This window comes from Pseudonocardia lutea (assembly GCF_042658055.1).
In the GTDB taxonomy this organism is placed as follows: domain Bacteria; phylum Actinomycetota; class Actinomycetes; order Mycobacteriales; family Pseudonocardiaceae; genus Pseudonocardia; species Pseudonocardia lutea.
The window spans coordinates 1-17,032 of sequence record NZ_JBHSQK010000079.1; the positions used below are offsets into that span (position 1 = coordinate 1).

The window sequence follows — 17,032 nt, forward strand, 5'->3', positions numbered from 1 at the left end:
CCCGGCTTGACACCGCAACGCCGATAGGGAATCAGCGGACCGGGTCACCGCTGTCCTTCCTCGAGGTCGTGTCCGTGCGGCCGGGGGTGCTGCGGGTGCCGGTGCTGCGGGTGGCGGTGGCGCTCGGCGTCTGCTCGCCGGGCAGCTGCTCCATGGACGGGTAGCCGCGGCGCGAGGCGCCCGGCGCGAAGTGCGGCGAGAGCGGCTGCGCGGCGGCCGAGGAGGCCAGCTGCCACGGCACGCTCGTGACCATCACGCCCGGTTGGAACAGCAGCCGGCTCTTCAGCCGCAGCGCGGACTGGTTGTGCAGCAGCTGCTCCCACCAGTGCCCCACGACGTACTCGGGGATGTACACCGTGACGACGTCGCGCGGGTTGTCCGAGCGGATGCGCTTGACGTAGTCGAGCACCGGCCGGGTGATCTCGCGGTACGGCGACTCGACGACCTTCAGCTTCACCGGGATCTTCCGCTTCCCCCAGTCCGCCACCAGCTTCTTGGTGTCCGCGTCGTCGACGTTGACGGTCACGGCCTCCAGCACGTCCGGCCGCGTCGCGCGGGCGTACGACAGGGCCCGCAGGGTGGGCTTGTGCAGGGTCGACACCAGCACCACGGCGTGGTTGCGCGAGGGCATCACCGTGTCCGACTCGCCCGCCACCAGCTCGGCCGACACCCGGTCGTAGTGCTTCTGGATCGCGACCATGAGCACGAAGAAGCCGGCCATGGCCACGATCGTGATCCACGCGCCCAGGGTGAACTTCGTGATCAGGACGGTGAGCAGCACCAGCCCGGTCATGATCCCGCCGAAGCCGTTGATCGTCTGCGAGCGGCGCATCCGGGCCCGTTCGCGCGGCTCCGTGGTGGAGGCGAGCTCGCGGTTCCAGTGCCGGACCATGCCGGCCTGGCTCAGCGTGAACGACACGAACACGCCGACGGTGTACAGCGGGATCAGCCGGGTGACCTCCGCCTGGAAGCCGATCACCAGCACGACCGCGAAGGCCGCGAGGATCAGGATGCCGTTGGAGAAGGCGAGCCGGTCGCCGCGGGTGTGCAGCTGCCGGGGCAGGAAGCGGTCCTGCGACAGGATCGAGCCGAGCACCGGGAAGCCGTTGAACGCCGTGTTCGCGGCCAGCGCCAGGATCAGCGCCGTCATGATCACGACGAAGAAGAAGCCGGGCCGGAAGCCGGAGAACACGGCGTCGGCGAGCTGGGCGACCATCGTCTGCTGCTGGTAGCCGGCGGGGGCGTCGGGGAACTGGGACGCCGGGTCCTCCGCGATCTTCACCCCGGTGAGCCGGCCCAGGGCGATGAGGCCCATGAACATCGTCACCGAGATGAGGCCGAGCATCAGCAGGGTGGTGGCGGCGTTCCTCGACTTCGGCTTGCGGAAGGCCGGCACGCCGTTGGAGATCGCCTCGACACCGGTCAGCGCGGCCGCACCCTGGGTGAACGAGCGCAGGATCAGCAGCACCAGCGCCAGGCCGGTGAAGGTGTCGCCCTCCGCGACGAGGTGCAGGTTCGTGCTGGCGGTCACGACGTCCTGGCCCAGGATCAGCACCCGGGTCAGCCCCCAGAGGATCATCGTCCCGATGCCGATCATGAACAGGTAGACCGGCACGGCGAACGCCGCCCCGGCCTCCCGGATGCCGCGCAGGTTGATCGCGGTGAGCACGACGATGGCGAGCACGGCGAACAGCACCTTGTGCTCGGCCACGAACGGGATCAGCGCACCGACGTTCGCCGCCGCCGCCGAGATCGACACCGCGACGGTGAGCGTGTAGTCGACGAGCAGGGCGCTCGCCACGGTGAGCCCGGCCTTGCGGCCGAGGTTGACCGTGGCCACCTCGTAGTCGCCGCCGCCGGACGGGTAGGCGTGCACGTTCTGCCGGTAGCTGGTGACCACCGTGAGCAGCACGACGACGACCGCGAGGCCGATCCACGGGGACAGCGCGTACGAGGTGACCCCGGCCACGGACAGGGTCAGGAAGATCTCCTCGGGCGCGTAGGCGACCGAGGACATGGCATCGGAGGCGAAGACCGGCAGCGCGATCCGCTTGGGCAGCAGCGTGCTGTGCAGACGGTCGCTGCGTTGGGGGCGGCCGACCAGGATGCGCTTGACGGCGACGCCGAGCTTGGACACGTCGGAAGCCTATGCTCTCGACGGCGGACCGACGCGATAGCGTGCGCCGACGACGAGCCCGCCTCCCGGTCGCCGGGGGCCGCGGCCCGTCGCCACGTGTGGCCGAGCGAGCCCGGGAGGGCCCATCCGATGTACGTCGTGATCATGGGATGCGGCCGCGTCGGCGCGTCCCTCGCCGCCGGGCTCGAACGCCTCGGTCACGAGGTCGCCGTCATCGACCGGGACGTGCAGGCCTTCCGCCGGCTCGGGAGCGACTTCCGCGGCCGCCAGGTGGTGGGGTTCGGGTTCCACCGCGAGGTGCTGATCGAGGCCGGGATCGAGAAGGCCGACGCGTTCGCCGCGGTCTCCTCCGGTGACAACTCCAACATCCTGTCCGCCCGGGTCGCCCGCGAGACCTTCGGCGTGGAGCGGGTCGTCGCGCGGATCTACGACGCCAAGCGCGCCGCGGTCTACGAGCGGCTCGGCATCCCGACCGTGGCCACCGTGCCGTGGACCACGGACCGGTTCATGCGGATGGTCCTGCCCGACGGCGTCGCGACGGCCTGGCGCGAGCCCGCCGGGACCGTCGCGATCCTGCCCCTGCCGCTGCACGAGGACTGGGTGGGCCGCCCGATCCGCGAGCTGGAGGAGGCGACCGGCTCGCGGGTCGCCTTCCTCGTCCGGTTCGGCAGCGGCGTGCTGCCCACCCGGGAGACGGCCGTACAGGCCGACGACACCGTCTACGTGGCGGCGGTCTCCGGCACGGTCTCCGACGTCACGGCCGCGGCGGCCGCACCGCCCGCCGACTCCTGAGCAACCGAGAGGGCGTGAGGTCATGAGGGTCGCCATCGCCGGGGCCGGTGCCGTCGGCCGCTCCATCGCGCGTGAGCTCGTGGAGAACAAGCACCAGGTCATGCTCATCGAGCGCGACCTCAGCCACATCGACCCCGCCGCCGTCGAGGAGGCGGAGTGGGTGCACGCCGACGCCTGCGAGCTCCAGACGCTCGAGGACGCCGGCATCGAGAGCTGCGACGTCGTGATCGCCGCCACCGGGGACGACAAGGTCAACCTGGTCGTCTCGCTGCTGGCCAAGACCGAGTTCGCGGTGCGCCGGGTGGTCGCCCGGGTCAACGACCCGCGCAACGAGTGGCTGTTCGGCGAGAACTGGGGCGTCGACGTCTCGGTCTCCACCCCGCGGCTGCTCGCCGCGCTGGTCGAGGAGGCCGTGGCGGTCGGCGACCTGGTCCGGCTGCTCACCCTGCGGCAGGGGCAGGCGAACCTCGTCGAGGTCACGCTGCCCACGAACACCCCGCTCGCCGGCCGTCCGGTGCGGGCACTGGCGCTGCCGCCGGACTCCGCGCTGGTCACGATCCTGCGCGGCGGCCGGGTGATCGTCCCGCAGCCCGACGACGCGCTCGAGCCGGGTGACGAGCTGCTGTTCGTCGCGACGGTCGCCGTCGAGGAGGAGATCCGGGCCGCGATCGTCGGCGCCTGACCGGAGCCTCCGCCCGGCCGGCCCCACCGGGGTCAGCCAGCGGTGGGGGCGCGCTCGGCGCGGCGGACGGCGACGACCGTGCCGACGATGGCGAGGCCGAGCAGCGGGTAGCCCATCGCCAGCCGGGCGATGCCGAGCCAGGTCTCCTCGTCGGCGTTGTACAGCCAGCCCTGCACCACGAGGCGGGAGGCGAACACCAGCGCCCACAGCGCGCTCGCCCAGGTGTAGGCCCTGAGCATGCGCGGGTTCCGGCGCCAGCCCTGGCCGTGGCCGTTCACGGCGTTCCAGATCACGCCGGCGAGCGGCCAGCGCACGACGATCGACACGAGGAACGCGAGGCCCAGCGCAGCGCTGTAGAGCAGCCCGGGCAGGTAGAAGCCGCGGGCCTCGCCGGTGCGGTAGGCGATGAAGGCGCACACGGCCACCCCGAACAGCCCGGACACCGCCGGCTGCACCGGCTGCCTGCGGGCGACGCGGAACAGCGCGACCAGCACCCCGGCCACCACGGCCGCGATCAGCGCGGGCTTGAGCTCGAACAGGACGTTGGCGACGACGAACACCGCCACCGGGACCGTCGACGCCACGATGCCGGAGACGCCGCCCATCTGCTCCAGGAGCGTGGGTCGGCGGCCGGGCTCCTCGGCGTCGCCGGCGCGGTCGGCGTCCTCGGTGCCGTCGGTGCCGTCGGTGCCGTCGCCGCGGCCGGCGACCCCGGCGTCCGTCCGGTCGACGCGCGGGATCGGGCCGGTCTCCGAGTCGTGGTCGGCCGGCTCGCCGGCGACCCGCGGCATGCGGGTGGTCGGCTGGTCCCCTCCGGGACCCGGCGTCACTGCGCCTGGCAGATCTCGTAGTACGGGTTGTACAGGACCTTGTGCCCGTCCCGGACCGAGATCCGGCCGCGGACGCGCATCGTCCGGCCGGGCTCGATGCCCGGGATCCGGCGTCGTCCCATCCAGACCAGCGTCACTCCCTCGGTCCCGTCGTACAGCTCCGCCTGGAGCTGCTGGCTGCTGTCGTCCTCGGGGCAGAACTCCACACTGCGGAGGCGACCCAGCATGGTCACCTCCTGGCCGCACGCACACTCGCTCGCGCGCTGCGCACCGGAACGCTCGGAATCCTCGGACAGGTCGTCCGCGTCCAGGACGTCCACGTCGCTGGTGAGCTTGCGAAGCATGCGGCGGAACGCCCCACCGTCCGTGCTGCCCATGTCTCTCCTCGGCTGCTCGGGCGCGGGCCGTCTCCCTTGATCCGGCCGTTGCCCGTGCAAGGGTAACGCGGCAGAAACGCGTTGTGTGCCCGGAACGAGCGGGCGCATGCCGCCCACCGCGCTCCTGGGCGGCCCGGTCGGTGAGCGGCCGGTTCGTGACGACGACACGTTCCGATCCGACGGTGCCACGCGTCCGATATGAGGCGTTCTGGGCGAATCCGCGCGGGCGCGCTCCCACTCGTCGACGCGGTGGGCGGACGTGACGTTGCTCGCAGCCGTTCGGCGTGCCGGCGGGCGTGGAGGTCGGGGGCCTTCCGAGTCCGGGTGGCCGGATCCGTCCGGTTTCGCGGCTGCAGGGGGAGGCGCTCCTCGGGACCGCGCCGCGCGGAGGCGGCACGACGAAAGGAGCGCGGCACCTGCCCCTGGACGGGGGTGTGCCGCGCTCCTCGGCCGTCGGTCGGCCGGCCGCTCCCGGGGTGGGGCGACCGGCGGCCTACTCGGGGCGGCGGTGGCGGCCGCGGTCGGGGTCGGGGTCGGGGCCGGGGCAGTTCAGCGGGTCGGCGTCGAGGAACGAGAGCGCCGGGCGCGCGCCCGGGCCGCCGCCGTGGCGACGGTTCTCGCCGGGCCGCGGCTCGCCCTGACCCTCGCCCTGACCGGGGTCCGGCGCACCGAACCGGTCTGCGGCGCCGTGGCCGTTCGGGGCGCCGTGGCCGTTCGCCCCGTCGTACCCGGGCGCAGGACCGTACCCGGGCGCAGCGCCGTACCCGTTGGTGGCGTCCTGGCCGGGGGCGGCGCCGAAGCCGGTCCTCCCGCCGTACCCGTTCGTCGCGCCGTACCCGTTCGTCGCGCCGTGCCCGTTCAGGGGGCCCCAACCGTTCGCGGGATCGTTCGCGGGGCCGAACCCCTCGGTGCCGCCGAACCCGCCGGGCCCGCCCTGGGTGGACGGGGTGCCGGGTCCGGTCGTCCCCCGGCCGCCGGGGGCGTGGCCGTTGTCGCGCCCGGGGCCCTCGGGACCGCCGAACCCGTTCGCGGGACCGCCGGCGGCGCGGCGGCCGTCCGGGGCGCCGGCCGCGTCGACCGGGCCGTGCCCGTACTGCGGGGCGTGCCCGTTCCGCGGGCCGGGGCCGGAGGCCTCGGCCGCGCGGTCGGCGGACTCGGCCATGAGCGCGTCGAACAGGCTGGTCGGGACGTCGGCCGGCGAGCCGGGCCCCGACCGGACACCCGCGAAGCCGGTCACCTCGCGGCCGCCGCCGTTCGAGGACCAGCCGGACGCCGTGTAGCCGTACTGCGGCAGCCGGCCCGAGTCCCGGTCGACGGTCTCGTAGCCCGGGCCCGGCGGCTGGTGTGCCGTCGGCGACCAGCCCGTCCCGGGGTTCGGCGGAGCGGCCCGACGGCTGCCCGGCTGCTCGTTCACCCAACCGCTGTACCGACCCGCGGACGGGCCCTCGCCACCCCAGGACCGGGGCCCGGCGGCCTGGCCGGCACCGGGGTCGGCCGGAGCCGGCCCGCCGTGGTGCGCACCGCTCGGCTGCTCCGCGGCCCGGTCCGGGCGCGCCGGTTCGGCCTGCGGCGAACCCGGCGCAGGGGCGACGTGCTGCGCACCGGCCCGTCCGGCCGGCCAGCCGCCGACGCGCTGGTCGAGGGCCTGGTCGGAGGGCCCGCCGGAGGGCGCCGGGCCGGCGTACCGGTCCGACGCAGGGTCGGCGTACCGGCCGTCCGTCGCCCGGGCACCGCTCGGGCGGTCGCCCACCGGCTCGGCGTGCCGGGAACCGCCGGTCCACCCGTCCCGGGGGCGCGGATCGGACCGGCGCTCGTCGGCGGACCGGTCGGGGCGGTACTCCGCCGTCGCCCAGCCCCCGCTGTGCGGGCCCGCCTGCGGAGCGGGGTCGGCGGGGCGGTCCGCCCACGCCTCGGGGCCACCGGCCCGCCCGACGACGGGCAGCGCGCGGGTCTCGCCACCCCCCGCCGGAGCCGAGCCCGGCACGCCCGGTGCGGCGTCCGTGGACCACGGCGCACCGGAGCCACCCGACGGCCGCTGCGCGACGCCACCGGGCCCGGCCTGCGGGCCCGACGGCATCGCCGGTCCGCCGTGGCGCGGACCCGCGCCGAAGCCGGACGTACCCGTCTCGGACGGGCCCTGGGCAGGGCCGGCGCCGAACCCGCCGGCCGGCGGGAACGACGACCCGGACGGCGCGTCGTAGCCACCGGTACCGGGGCCGTAGGCGTTCGGGCCGGCAGGACCGCCGGGCTCGCCGCCCGGGGGCGTGCCGTACGGGCCGCTCGGCGCGCCGGCGGGCCGGAACGCGTCGCCGGGCACACGCGACGGACCGTCGGCCACGGACCCGCCGGGCAGGCCACCCGGACCGGCGGGCGGCGAACCGCCGTAGCCGGCGGCGACACCGCCGGGCGCACCCGCCGGACCACCGGGAACCGGACCACCGGGTCGGCCGACCGGGCCGGGACCCGCCGGGGCCCCGGGGGCGGGCAGCCGCCCACCCGGGCCACCGGGGCCGAACGGCGGTCCCGCCGGACCCTGGGCCCCGGGACCGAACCCGGCGCCCGCAGCACCGGGACCACCGGCACCCGGACCGCCGAACGAGCCGCCGAATCCCGGCCCACCGGCAGCCGGCACACCCACACCGGGCCCACCGGGCCGCGGGCCGCCGAAGCCGGGCTGCGGCGCGCCGGGCGCACCGGTACCGCCGGGGGCACCGGCACCGGGGGNGCCCACCGGGCCGCGGGCCGCCGAAGCCGGGCTGCGGCGCGCCGGGCGCACCGGTACCGCCGGGGGCACCGGCACCGGGGGCACCGGCACCGGGCGCACCCGGGCCGCCGGGTCCGGCCTGACCGCCCGCGGACGCCGCCGGCGCCAGGGGAGCCGCACCCGGCGCCCCACCGCCCGCGGCCTCGCCCGGGCCACCGCCCTGTCCGGCCGCGGCCGGAGCCGAGGCCGCCGCGGAACCCTCCGCCGGCGGCTCCGGGATGGACTCCCCCGCCTCCTCGGCCGGGGCGACCGACCGGGTCCGCAGGGTGAGCGTGGCCTTGGGCGGCGCGTCGGCCGACGCCTCGGCCGCCTCGTCGACGGCCGACGGCAGCGTCAGCGGCAGCACGGTCCGCGGCGGGTACGGCGACTTGCCGCGCACCACGATCGTGCCGCGCAGCATCCGCCGCATCTCGGCGTCGAGGCGCTCGGCCAGCTCCTCCGGGCCCGCGGCGACGCCGTAGACCATCCAGCGCTCGCCGTCGATGCCCACGAACACCGACGACGCCACCTGCGTGGTGGCCCGCAGCTCCCGGCCCCACTCGCCGGTGTACGAGCGCACGGTCGCGCCGCCCTCGCGCAGCGACTCCGCGATCTCCTCGCAGAGGTCCTTCCACAGCCCGCCGGAGCGGGGCGCCGCCAGTGCGGACAGCGACAGCCGCCCGCCGCCCGGCATCGAGATGTGGACCGCGGACAGGCGCGAACCGTCCTCCGGCTCGACGACGGTGCCCTGCGGCGGGATCGGCACCTGCACGGCGCCGAAGTCCATCCGCGTGAGCGCGTCGGTCATCTCGGGGTCGAGCTTGGCGACGTCGAACGGGCCGAAGTCCGGCCCGTCGTAGTCCTCGTCGTACTCCTCGTCGAACTCACCGTCGTACTCGCCGTACCCGGGTTCCCCCGGGTCCGCGGCCTCCAGGTCCTCGAGGTCCTCGCCGTAGCGGACACTCACGGTCCGTCCCCTCCCGCCAGCCGGTCGTGCCCGCCCGTCGACCCGTACCCGCCCGGCCCCCGGTCGGAGGCCGGGAGCTCGGGCACCTCGACGAAGCGCGCGTACTCCACCTTCTGAACGACCAACTGGGCGATCCGGTCACCCCTGCGCAGCACGATCTCCGTGCGGGGGTCGTGATTGATCAGACACACCTTGATCTCGCCGCGGTATCCGGCGTCGATCGTGCCCGGCGCGTTGACGATCGACAGGCCGGTGCGGGCGGCCAGCCCGGAGCGCGGGTGCACGAAACCGGCGTGGCCCGCGGGCAGGGCGATCGCGATCCCGGTGCCGACGACGGCGCGCTCGCCGGGGGCGAGGACGACGTCCGACGTGGTCGCGAGGTCGGCCCCCGCGTCGCCGGGGCGGGCGTACGCGGGCAGGGGCATCTCGGGGTCGAGGCGGGTCAGCAGCACGTCGACGAGCGGCGTGACCGTCGGCTCGTGCGGGGGAGCATCGATCGGGCCGGGCACGACGGGCGACGTTACAGTGGGTCGTCGTGAGCGAGCACCCGTCCAGCGCCGGTCCTGCGACGTCCGGCCGTCCTGGGTTCGACGAGCGGTTGAGTACGCCGCTCTGGTGGTTCCTGTTCGCCGGCGGCGTCGCCGTGCTGCTGGGCGCCGAGATCCACATGGGTTACCCCGGGGTGCGCTCGTGGATCGGCTACGCCGTGCTGGTGCCGCTGGCGCTGCTGGTGGTGTGGCGGCTCGGCAGTGTCCGGGTGCGGGTCACGGACACCGAGCTGGTGGCCGGCGACGAGCGGATCGCGCTCGAGCACGTGGGCCGCACGCAGATCGTCGCCAAGAAGGACAAGCAGCAGGCCCTGGGCCCGGAGCTGGACCCGACCGCGCACGTGCTGCACCGCAGCTGGATCGGGCCGGTCGTGCGGATCGAGACCCGCGACCCGGCGAGCCCGGTGCCGTACTGGGTCGTCAGCACCCGCCACCCGGAGCAGCTGGTCGCCGCCCTCGGCGCCACCCGCGCCTGACGGCCCGGGACCGCCCGAGAACGCCGAAAGGGGCGCCCCGGAACCCCGGGACGCCCTCGTCGGTGTCCGTGCTGGCTCACCGTCGTCGCGTTCGTCGACGCCGGTCGGGCCGGCGGCGGCCCGTCAGGCCGCGCAGTCGCGGCAGATGAACAGGTTGCCGCGGGTCTCGGCCAGCCGGCTGCGGTGGTGCACCAGGAAGCAGCTGCCACAGGTGAACTCGTCCGCCTGCTTCGGCAGGACCTTGACCGTGAGCTCCTCGCCCGAGAGGTCCGCCCCCGGGAGCTCGAAGCTCTCCGCCGTGTCCGACTCGTCGACGTCGACCACGGACGACTGCGCCTCGTTCCGACGGGCCTTGAGCTCGTCGAGCGAGTCCTCCGCCATGTCGTCGGCCTCGTTGCGCCGCGGTGCGTCGTAGTCGGTCGCCATCGTTCCCACCCTCAGTACTCTTCGTCGTCTGTCGTGCCGCTGCACAACGTCCCGGCCGCGGGCGTTTGTGCCCGGCGTCGGAGTGACGCCGGTCTCACCCGTTTGCGGAAGAACGCAGGCCTCGACGGGACCGGGCCCCGGACGCGCTGACGCGGCCCGCGACCGGGCCCCGCGAACGTCGTGGCTCCCCCGTCGGCGCGCAGAGGGTAGCCGAGCCGTCAAGCCCCCTCCACCCGACCCACCGGGTCGTCCGCCCGCCGCCGGACCGCGGGGGCGTTAGGGTTCCGCCGTGCTAATCCGCGGGGTGTGCGTGCGTGCGGTGCGTCGTCGGGCGGGTGCGGCGTGAACGCCGGTCTGCGTCCCTACCAGCGGCGGCGGACCCGCCCGGTGGCGATCACCGTCGCGGCGCTCGCCGTGGCCGCCCTGGTCACCTGGACGATCGTGTTCTTCAACGCCGCGTCGGAGTCCGGCCTCGCCGCGTGCAACACGCCGGCCTCGGGCTCCGCCGGGGACGTGCTCGACTCCGACGCGCTGGCCGCGGCCGCCCCCGCGCCGCCGGCCGACGTCCGCACCGCGGTGCTCAACGCGGGCGGGCAGCGCGGCCAGGCCAACCTCGTGGCCGCCCAGCTCGGCGACCTCGGCTTCGGCGAGGCCCGTCAGCCGGACAACGACCCGCTGTACCCGAACGGCGACCTGGAATGCCACGGCCAGCTCCGGTTCGGGCAGGCCGGCGAGGGCGCGGCGGCCACGCTGCAGCTCGTCCTGCCCTGCCTCGAGCTCGTGCGCGACGAGCGCGGCGACGACTCGGTGGACGTCGCCGTCGGGACGGGCTTCACGGACGTGAACCCCGGCCGTTCGGTGCGCGACGCCCTGGAGCAGCTCGGCGCCCCCGGTTCCGGGGAGACCGGCGAGGGTCAGCAGGTGGCCGCGCCGCAGCTCGACCCGCAGGTGCTGGCCGAGGCGCGCGACGCCGCCCGCTGCTGACCGACCGCGACCCTCCGCCGGCTCCCCGGTCAGACGTCCGCGGCGCCGGCCTCGCGCAGGAGCTCGGTGAAGGCCGCCGCGACACCCGGCGCGGCCGCGATCGTGACGTCCTCCCCCAGCTCGCCGCCGTCCGTGCGGGAGCGCCCGGGCGCGGGCCGCACCCGGACCACGGCGCCGGCCTCCCGCGCGATCAGCGCCGCGGCGGCCCAGTCCCACCAGTTGATGCCGTGCTCCACATAGGCGTCCAGCTGGCCCGCGGCGATCCCGCACAGGTCGAGAGCGGCCGATCCCGTCCGGCGCAGGTCCCGCACCCGCGGGAGCAGCGCCGCCACCATCGCGGCCTGCCGCGCGCGGCGCCGGGCGTCGTAGGAGAACCCGCAGGCGACGAGCGACTGGGCCAGGTCGGTCTCGGCGGTGACCCGCAGCGGCACGCCGTCGCAGGTGGCGCCCGCACCCGCCGCCGCGCTCCACACGCGCCCGGACACCGGTTCGACGACCGCGCCCGCCAGCGACACCCCGTCCCGCACCGCCGCGACCGACACGGCGTACCAGGGCAGCCCGTAGAGGTAGTTCACCGTGCCGTCGATCGGGTCGACGACCCAGCGCGCCGCCCCCGCGTCGCCCGCGGCCTCCTCGCCGAACACCGGCTCGCCGGGCCGCAGCCGCGCGAGCCGGTCCCGGACCAGCCGCTCCAGGGCCTGGTCGGACTCCGTGACGACGTCCGTCGGGGTGCTCTTCGTGCCGACCGCACCGGTCTCCCGCGGCGCGGGAAGGGTGCGCAGGTGCGCCGCGGCCTCCCCCGCCACCTGCTCGGCGACACGCCGGAGCTCGGCGAGCTCCGCGGCGTCCGGAAGAGTGGTCGTGTCGGTGCCGGGTACACCGGCGACGGTGGGGGCGTCGTTCGGGGCCATGCCACCCATCCGACCACAGTCCCTGGTGGAGGAGGGGTTCGGCGCGGAACGGCGGCCGCCGCCCGGCGCACACGGGAGCCCGTCCGGCCCGCCGGAGGTGTCTCTGAACCGATGCGGGTGCCCTGAGGAGGGCGCGACCGGCGAGCACCCGGGGAACAGGTAGTTACAATGGCCGGGAACTTCACCCCCGGGACGCGCGCCGACCCCACGAGAAACGACGGCGACCGGCGAGGCGAAGTCACTCGAAGCCAGCCGGACCGGAGCGCCAGCCGCGTTCTCGGCAGCTCCGGCGGACCGCAAGCGCACGCAGCGAGAGGGCCTAGGTGGCAGCCGCAGACTCCGCAACCCGAACCGACTCGACTTCCCCTGACGGCACCGGGGCCGAGCCGGCAGCCGCTCCCGCCCGTCGTGGCCGCGGGGCGGGAACCGCGACGAAGTCCCGGCCGGCGCGCCCACGGGGGGGCGCGAAGACCGGCCCGAAGACGTCGGCCAAGAAGAAGGCGACCTCGCCCGAGGGCGACGACGAGGCCGTCGACCTGGACGAGGCCGACCTCGGCGAGGACGTCGAGCTCGAGGACGTCGAGATCGAGGACGTGGAGGTGGAGACGGCCGACGCGGCCGAGGACACCGACGACGAGGACGACGAGGACGAGGAGCCGGCCAACACCGGCGCCAACCGCCGCGCCCCGACCACCCGCTCCTCCCAGCAGAAGTCCACGGAGTTCGTCTGGGACGAGGAGGAGTCCGAGGCGCTGCGCCAGGCGCGCAAGGACGCCGAGCTCACCGCCTCGGCCGACTCGGTCCGCGCCTACCTCAAGCAGATCGGCAAGGTCGCGCTGCTCAACGCGGAGGAGGAGGTCGAGCTCGCGAAGCGGATCGAGGCCGGCCTCTACGCCGCCGAGCGGCTTCGCCGGGCCATCGAGGCCTCCGAGAAGCTCTCCCCGCAGCTGCGCCGCGACCTGCGCTGGATCGTGCGGGACGGGGAGCGCGCCAAGAACCACCTGCTCGAGGCGAACCTGCGCCTCGTCGTCTCGCTGGCCAAGCGCTACACCGGCCGCGGGATGGCGTTCCTGGACCTGATCCAGGAGGGCAACCTGGGCCTGATCCGTGCGGTCGAGAAGTTCGACTACACCAAGGGCTACAAGTTCTCGACCTACGCGACGTGGTGGATCCGGCAGGCCATCACCCGCGCGATGGCCGACCAGGCCCGCACCATCCGCATCCCGGTGCACATGGTCGAGGTCATCAACAAGCTCGGCCGCATCCAGCGCGAGCTGCTCCAGGACCTGGGCCGCGAGCCCACCCCGGAGGAGCTGGCCAAGGAGATGGACATCACCCCGGAGAAGGTGCTGGAGATCCAGCAGTACGCCCGGGAGCCCATCTCGCTGGACCAGACCATCGGCGACGAGGGCGACTCGCAGCTCGGCGACTTCATCGAGGACTCCGAGGCGGTCGTCGCGGTCGACGCGGTCAGCTTCACGCTGCTGCAGGACCAGCTGCAGTCGGTGCTGGCCACGCTGTCCGAGCGCGAGGCCGGCGTCGTCCGGCTGCGGTTCGGCCTCACGGACGGCCAGCCGCGCACGCTCGACGAGATCGGCCAGGTCTACGGCGTGACTCGTGAGCGGATCCGCCAGATCGAGTCGAAGACCATGTCCAAGCTGCGCCACCCGTCGCGGTCGCAGGTCCTGCGGGACTACCTGGACTGAGGTGCTCCGACGCGCGGCCCCGGGCTCCCGGCCCGGGGCCGCGGTCGTTCTCGGGGGCGGCCGCGCGGAGGGACGGACGCACCCGCGCGTGCACCAGCCCGTCCCCGGAGTTGACGAAGAACGTTAACGCCGCTCCTGATCCACACGTGCACGGTCACGGAACGACCGGACACACAGGAGCAGCGCATGAGCCTCAGCACGGACACCCCGGAGCTCGAGTCCCTGGTCACGGGCGCGGTGTTCGCGCCCGGTGCCCCCGGGTACGCCGACGCCCTCGCCGGGTACAACCTCGCGACCGCCCACCGGCCGGACTACGTGGTGCGCGCCGCGGACGCCCGGGACGTCGTGGCGACCGTGGGGTACGCCCGGGAGACGGGCCGGCGGCTGGCGGTGCAGGCGACCGGGCACGGGGCCCTCGCCGCGGGGCCGGGGACGGTGCTGATCCTCACCGCCGACCTCGACGGCCTGGACCTCGACCCGCAGGCCCGCACGGCGACGGTCGGCGCCGGCGTACGCTGGCAGCAGGTCCTCGACGCCGCCGCGCCGCACGGGCTCGCCGGCCTGTGCGGCTCCTCGCCGGGCGTCGGCGTCGTCGGCTACACGCTCGGCGGCGGTCTGAGCCCGCTCGGCCGGACCTTCGGCTGGTCCGCGGACCACGTGCGGTCGATCGAGGTCGTGACGCCGGACGGCGAGCTCCGGACCGTGGACGCCGAGCACGACCCGGACCTGTTCTGGGCGCTGCGTGGTGGCGGTGCGGCCTTCGGGATCGTCACCGCGATGACCATCGACCTGCCGGAGGTACCGGCGCTGTACGCGGGCGGGGTGTTCGTCGACGCCACGACGGCCGACGTCCCCGGCCTCCTCCGCAGCTGGCGGGACTGGGCGGAGACGCTGCCGGAGACGGCGAACACCTCGGTCGCCCGGTTGAACCTCCCGGACCTCCCGGAGCTCCCGGAGCCGTTGCGCGGCAGGGCCGCGCTGCACCTCCGCTTCGCCTTCGTCGGCGACGCCGCGGAGGGCGAGCGGCTGGTCGCGCCGATGCGCGCCGCGCTGCCCGCCCCCCTGCTCGACGCGATCGGCCCCCTGCCGGTCCCCGCCTTCGGCGCCGTCCACGCCGACCCGGTCGACCCGATGCCGTTCGTCGACCGCGGGGTCCTGCTCGCCGGGCTGCCGGACGCGGCGCTCGACGCCTTCGCCGAGATCACCTCGCCCGCCGCCGGCCTGCCGTTCGTCCTGACCGAGATCCGGCTGATGGGCGGCGCCTTCGCCCGGACACCGGCCACGCCCAACGCGGTGGCGGGGCGGACCGCGCCGTACTTCCTGGACGCCGTCGGGATGCTGGCGCCACCGATCGCGGAGCACGTGCCCGGGGCCCTGGCCGCGATCGTGGAGCGGATGCTGCCGTGGTCGACCGGCGGCACGTCGGTCAACATCGCCGGCGGCGTCGACCCGGAGGCGAACGAGCGGCTGCGGGCCGGCTTCGGACCGGAGACCGTCGCCCGGCTCGACGCGCTGCGCGCCGCCGTCGACCCGGACGGGATGCTGGACCCGGCCGCCCGCTGGATCTCCCCGCCCGCGCTCCCGCTGCGGGGCCGGTAGCGGTGACGGGGCCCGGGGTCGACGCGTCGAACGCCGAGCAGCACGCACAGTGGGGCGGGGACCTCGGGCTGCTCTGGGCCGCCCGCGCCGAGCAGTTCGAGGCGTCCGCCGCGGGCTACGACGCGCCGCTGCTCGAGGCCGCCGACCTCGCCCCGGGCCTGCACGTGCTCGACGTCGGTTGCGGGACCGGGTCGGTCACCCGGAAGGCCGCGGGCGCGGTGGCGCCGGGCGGCACGGCGACCGGGGTGGACATCTCGGCCCCGATGCTCCAGGTCGCGCGCGACCGCAGCGCCGGGTTCCCCGGCGTCGCCTTCCTCGAGGCCGACGCCCAGGTGCACGACTTCGGCCGCCGCTACGACCGGGTGGTGAGCCGGGCCGGGGTGATGTTCTTCGGCGACCCGCCGGCCGCCTTCGCGAACCTCGCCCGGGCGCTGCGCCCGGGCGGGCGGGTGGTGTTCGTCGTGTGGCGCTCGCTCGCCGAGAACGCGTGGATGCACGACCTGACGACCGCGCTGACCGGGCAGCCGCCGCCACCACCCCCGCCCGGGCCGGGCGCGTTCGCCCTCGCCGACCCGGACCGGGCCCGGGCCCTGCTCGAGGGCGCGGGGCTCGCCGAGGTCGACGTGCGGCCGTGCGACGCGCCGGTCGTGCTGGGCCGCGACGTCGAGGAGGCGTTCGGGCTGGTCGCTCGGATGATGGCGGGGGCGTTGGCCGGGCTGGAGCCCGCCGCGCGGGAGCGGGCGGTCGCGGCCCTGCGGGCGGTCCTCGGCCGCGCCTCGGGTCCCGGGGGTGTCACCCTGGGGTCGGCGGCGTGGCTGCTGACCGGCCGCGCGCCCTGAGCGGGCCCTGAGCTCCCAGCGGGCTCCGAGCGGAGGCAGAGCGGCGGCACGGAAGCTGCGCTCACGTACCGGCGAGGGCACCGCGTCCTGCCGTTCGTGGCCGCGCGCCCCTGACGCCGGCGGGGTCCCGTCCCGAACCCGCTTCCGGCCCCCGAACCCGCTTCCCGCCCCGGCGCGACCGCGCTTCACTGGCCCGGTGCAGACCGTCGCCCGCAGTCCCGTCCTGGTGGGACGGGCGGCCGAGCTGGCCGAGGTGCGCCGGCTCGTCGCGGCGACCGCGGCGGGCGGCGGCGGGGCGCTCGCCGTCGTCGGCGAGGCCGGGATCGGCAAGACGCGACTGCTCGAGGAGGTCGCGGCCGCCGCCACCGCCGCCGGGCTGACCGTCCTGACCGGGCACGCGGTGCCCGGCGGGGGCGTCTTCCGCCCGATCGCCGAGGCCGTCCTGCCGCGGCTGGACGATCCCGCGGCCGAGGCGGACGCGCTGCGGCCCTACCGTTCGGCCCTGGAACGGCTGCGCTCGGGCACCGGCCCGGAGTCCGGGCCCGGCGCGCCCGACCAGGCCGTGGTGCTCGCCGAGGGGCTCCGCCGGCTGCTGCGTGCGGTCGCGCCCGGCGGCTGCGTGCTGCGGCTCGAGGACCTGCACTGGGCGGACCGCGACACCCTCGCCACGGTCGCCTCCCTCGGCCCGGCCCGCCCCGGACTGCTCGTCGCGGTGTCCAGCCGTCCCGGCCCCGCGGCCCTCCGGCTGGCCACCACCCCCGGTCTGCGGATCCTGGACCTGCGCCCGCTCGACCGTGCGGGCGTCGACGCGCTCGCCGCGGTCTGCCGGGACGGCACTCCCCCGTCCGACGACGAGGTCGCCGCCCTGCACGCCCGTTCCGACGGCCTGCCGTTCGTGGTCGAGGAGCTGCTGGCCGCGCCGGGACGCGCCGTCCCGCCGACCTTCGCCGCGCTCGTGGAGGCCCGGCTCGACGCACTCGGCCCCGCCGCGCGGCGGGCGGTCGAGGCGGCCGCC

16 protein-coding genes and 1 pseudogene are annotated in these 17,032 nt (G+C 75.8%); 9 read left to right on the forward strand and 8 right to left on the reverse strand.

Annotated elements, in window-relative coordinates:
* Positions 1–31 precede the first annotated feature (31 nt).
* Positions 32–2,137, reverse strand: coding sequence for an APC family permease (locus ACFQH9_RS25600; RefSeq protein WP_379569795.1), 2,106 nt, complete (start codon positions 2,135–2,137; stop codon positions 32–34).
* Positions 2,138–2,266: 129 nt separating this feature from the next.
* Here ACFQH9_RS25600 and ACFQH9_RS25605 point away from each other — a divergent pair, with 129 nt between their 5' ends.
* Both ACFQH9_RS25605 and ACFQH9_RS25610 read left to right on the forward strand, forming a co-directional pair.
* Positions 2,267–2,929, forward strand: a complete 663-nt coding sequence (locus ACFQH9_RS25605) for a potassium channel family protein (RefSeq protein WP_379569797.1) — start codon at positions 2,267–2,269, stop codon at positions 2,927–2,929.
* Positions 2,930–2,951: 22 nt separating this feature from the next.
* Positions 2,952–3,611 carry a potassium channel family protein gene (locus ACFQH9_RS25610; RefSeq protein ID WP_379569798.1) on the forward strand — a complete coding sequence of 220 codons (660 nt, stop codon included), beginning with the start codon at positions 2,952–2,954 and terminating at the stop codon, positions 3,609–3,611.
* A gap of 32 nt (positions 3,612–3,643) precedes the next feature.
* Here ACFQH9_RS25610 and ACFQH9_RS25615 read toward each other — a convergent pair whose 3' ends face one another.
* The 3 genes from ACFQH9_RS25615 to ACFQH9_RS25625 all read right to left on the reverse strand — a co-directional run bounded on the left by ACFQH9_RS25615 (position 3,644) and on the right by ACFQH9_RS25625 (position 7,135).
* On the reverse strand, positions 3,644–4,402 hold the full coding sequence (locus ACFQH9_RS25615) for a DUF3159 domain-containing protein (protein ID WP_379569800.1): 759 nt from the start codon (positions 4,400–4,402) through the stop codon (positions 3,644–3,646).
* Between the two features lie 35 nt (positions 4,403–4,437).
* Complete coding sequence (locus tag ACFQH9_RS25620; RefSeq protein ID WP_379569802.1) at positions 4,438–4,818, reverse strand: OB-fold nucleic acid binding domain-containing protein; 381 nt, start codon at positions 4,816–4,818, stop codon at positions 4,438–4,440.
* Between the two features lie 493 nt (positions 4,819–5,311).
* On the reverse strand, positions 5,312–7,135 hold the full coding sequence (locus ACFQH9_RS25625) for a hypothetical protein (protein ID WP_379569804.1): 1,824 nt from the start codon (positions 7,133–7,135) through the stop codon (positions 5,312–5,314).
* Between the two features lie 713 nt (positions 7,136–7,848).
* On the opposite strand from ACFQH9_RS25625, the gene ACFQH9_RS25630 reads away from it, so the two are divergent.
* Positions 7,849–8,043: a hypothetical protein gene (locus ACFQH9_RS25630; RefSeq protein ID WP_379569806.1), complete on the forward strand. Its 195-nt coding sequence runs from the start codon at positions 7,849–7,851 to the stop codon at positions 8,041–8,043.
* Here ACFQH9_RS25630 and ACFQH9_RS25635 read toward each other — a convergent pair.
* Together ACFQH9_RS25635 and dut are read right to left on the reverse strand one after the other, a co-directional pair.
* A pseudogene (locus ACFQH9_RS25635) lies at positions 7,953–8,369 on the reverse strand (DUF3710 domain-containing protein); the annotation flags it as partial. The gene ACFQH9_RS25630 and the pseudogene ACFQH9_RS25635 sit on opposite strands and share 91 nt — an antisense overlap.
* 155 nt (positions 8,370–8,524) lie before the next feature.
* Complete coding sequence (dut, locus tag ACFQH9_RS25640; protein WP_379569808.1) at positions 8,525–9,037, reverse strand: dUTP diphosphatase; 513 nt, start codon at positions 9,035–9,037, stop codon at positions 8,525–8,527.
* Between the two features lie 26 nt (positions 9,038–9,063).
* Here dut and ACFQH9_RS25645 point away from each other — a divergent pair, with 26 nt between their 5' ends.
* The gene (locus ACFQH9_RS25645; RefSeq protein ID WP_379569810.1) at positions 9,064–9,552 is read left to right on the forward strand and encodes a DUF3093 domain-containing protein; all 489 of its coding nucleotides are present in this window, start codon (positions 9,064–9,066) and stop codon (positions 9,550–9,552) included.
* A gap of 123 nt (positions 9,553–9,675) precedes the next feature.
* Here ACFQH9_RS25645 and ACFQH9_RS25650 read toward each other — a convergent pair whose 3' ends face one another.
* Entirely contained in the window at positions 9,676–9,978 is a 303-nt protein-coding gene (locus ACFQH9_RS25650) for a DUF4193 domain-containing protein (protein ID WP_232872866.1), read from the reverse strand.
* A gap of 342 nt (positions 9,979–10,320) precedes the next feature.
* Here ACFQH9_RS25650 and cei point away from each other — a divergent pair, with 342 nt between their 5' ends.
* The gene (gene cei, locus ACFQH9_RS25655) at positions 10,321–10,962 is read left to right on the forward strand and encodes an envelope integrity protein Cei (protein WP_379569812.1); all 642 of its coding nucleotides are present in this window, start codon (positions 10,321–10,323) and stop codon (positions 10,960–10,962) included.
* A 29-nt stretch (positions 10,963–10,991) separates the two neighbouring features.
* On the opposite strand, the gene ACFQH9_RS25660 is transcribed toward cei, so the two are convergent.
* Positions 10,992–11,873, reverse strand: coding sequence for an inositol monophosphatase family protein (locus ACFQH9_RS25660; RefSeq protein ID WP_379569814.1), 882 nt, complete (start codon positions 11,871–11,873; stop codon positions 10,992–10,994).
* A 323-nt stretch (positions 11,874–12,196) separates the two neighbouring features.
* On the opposite strand from ACFQH9_RS25660, the gene ACFQH9_RS25665 reads away from it, so the two are divergent.
* The 4 genes from ACFQH9_RS25665 to ACFQH9_RS25680 form a co-directional block, all read left to right on the forward strand.
* Positions 12,197–13,579, forward strand: a complete 1,383-nt coding sequence (locus ACFQH9_RS25665) for an RNA polymerase sigma factor (protein ID WP_379569816.1) — start codon at positions 12,197–12,199, stop codon at positions 13,577–13,579.
* A gap of 186 nt (positions 13,580–13,765) precedes the next feature.
* Complete coding sequence (locus ACFQH9_RS25670; protein WP_379569818.1) at positions 13,766–15,178, forward strand: FAD-binding oxidoreductase; 1,413 nt, start codon at positions 13,766–13,768, stop codon at positions 15,176–15,178.
* Positions 15,179–15,180: 2 nt separating this feature from the next.
* On the forward strand, positions 15,181–16,017 hold the full coding sequence (locus tag ACFQH9_RS25675) for a class I SAM-dependent methyltransferase (RefSeq protein ID WP_379569820.1): 837 nt from the start codon (positions 15,181–15,183) through the stop codon (positions 16,015–16,017).
* 196 nt (positions 16,018–16,213) lie between these two features.
* A partial coding sequence (locus ACFQH9_RS25680) for an AAA family ATPase (RefSeq protein WP_379569822.1) occupies positions 16,214–17,032 on the forward strand: 819 nt, incomplete at its 3' end.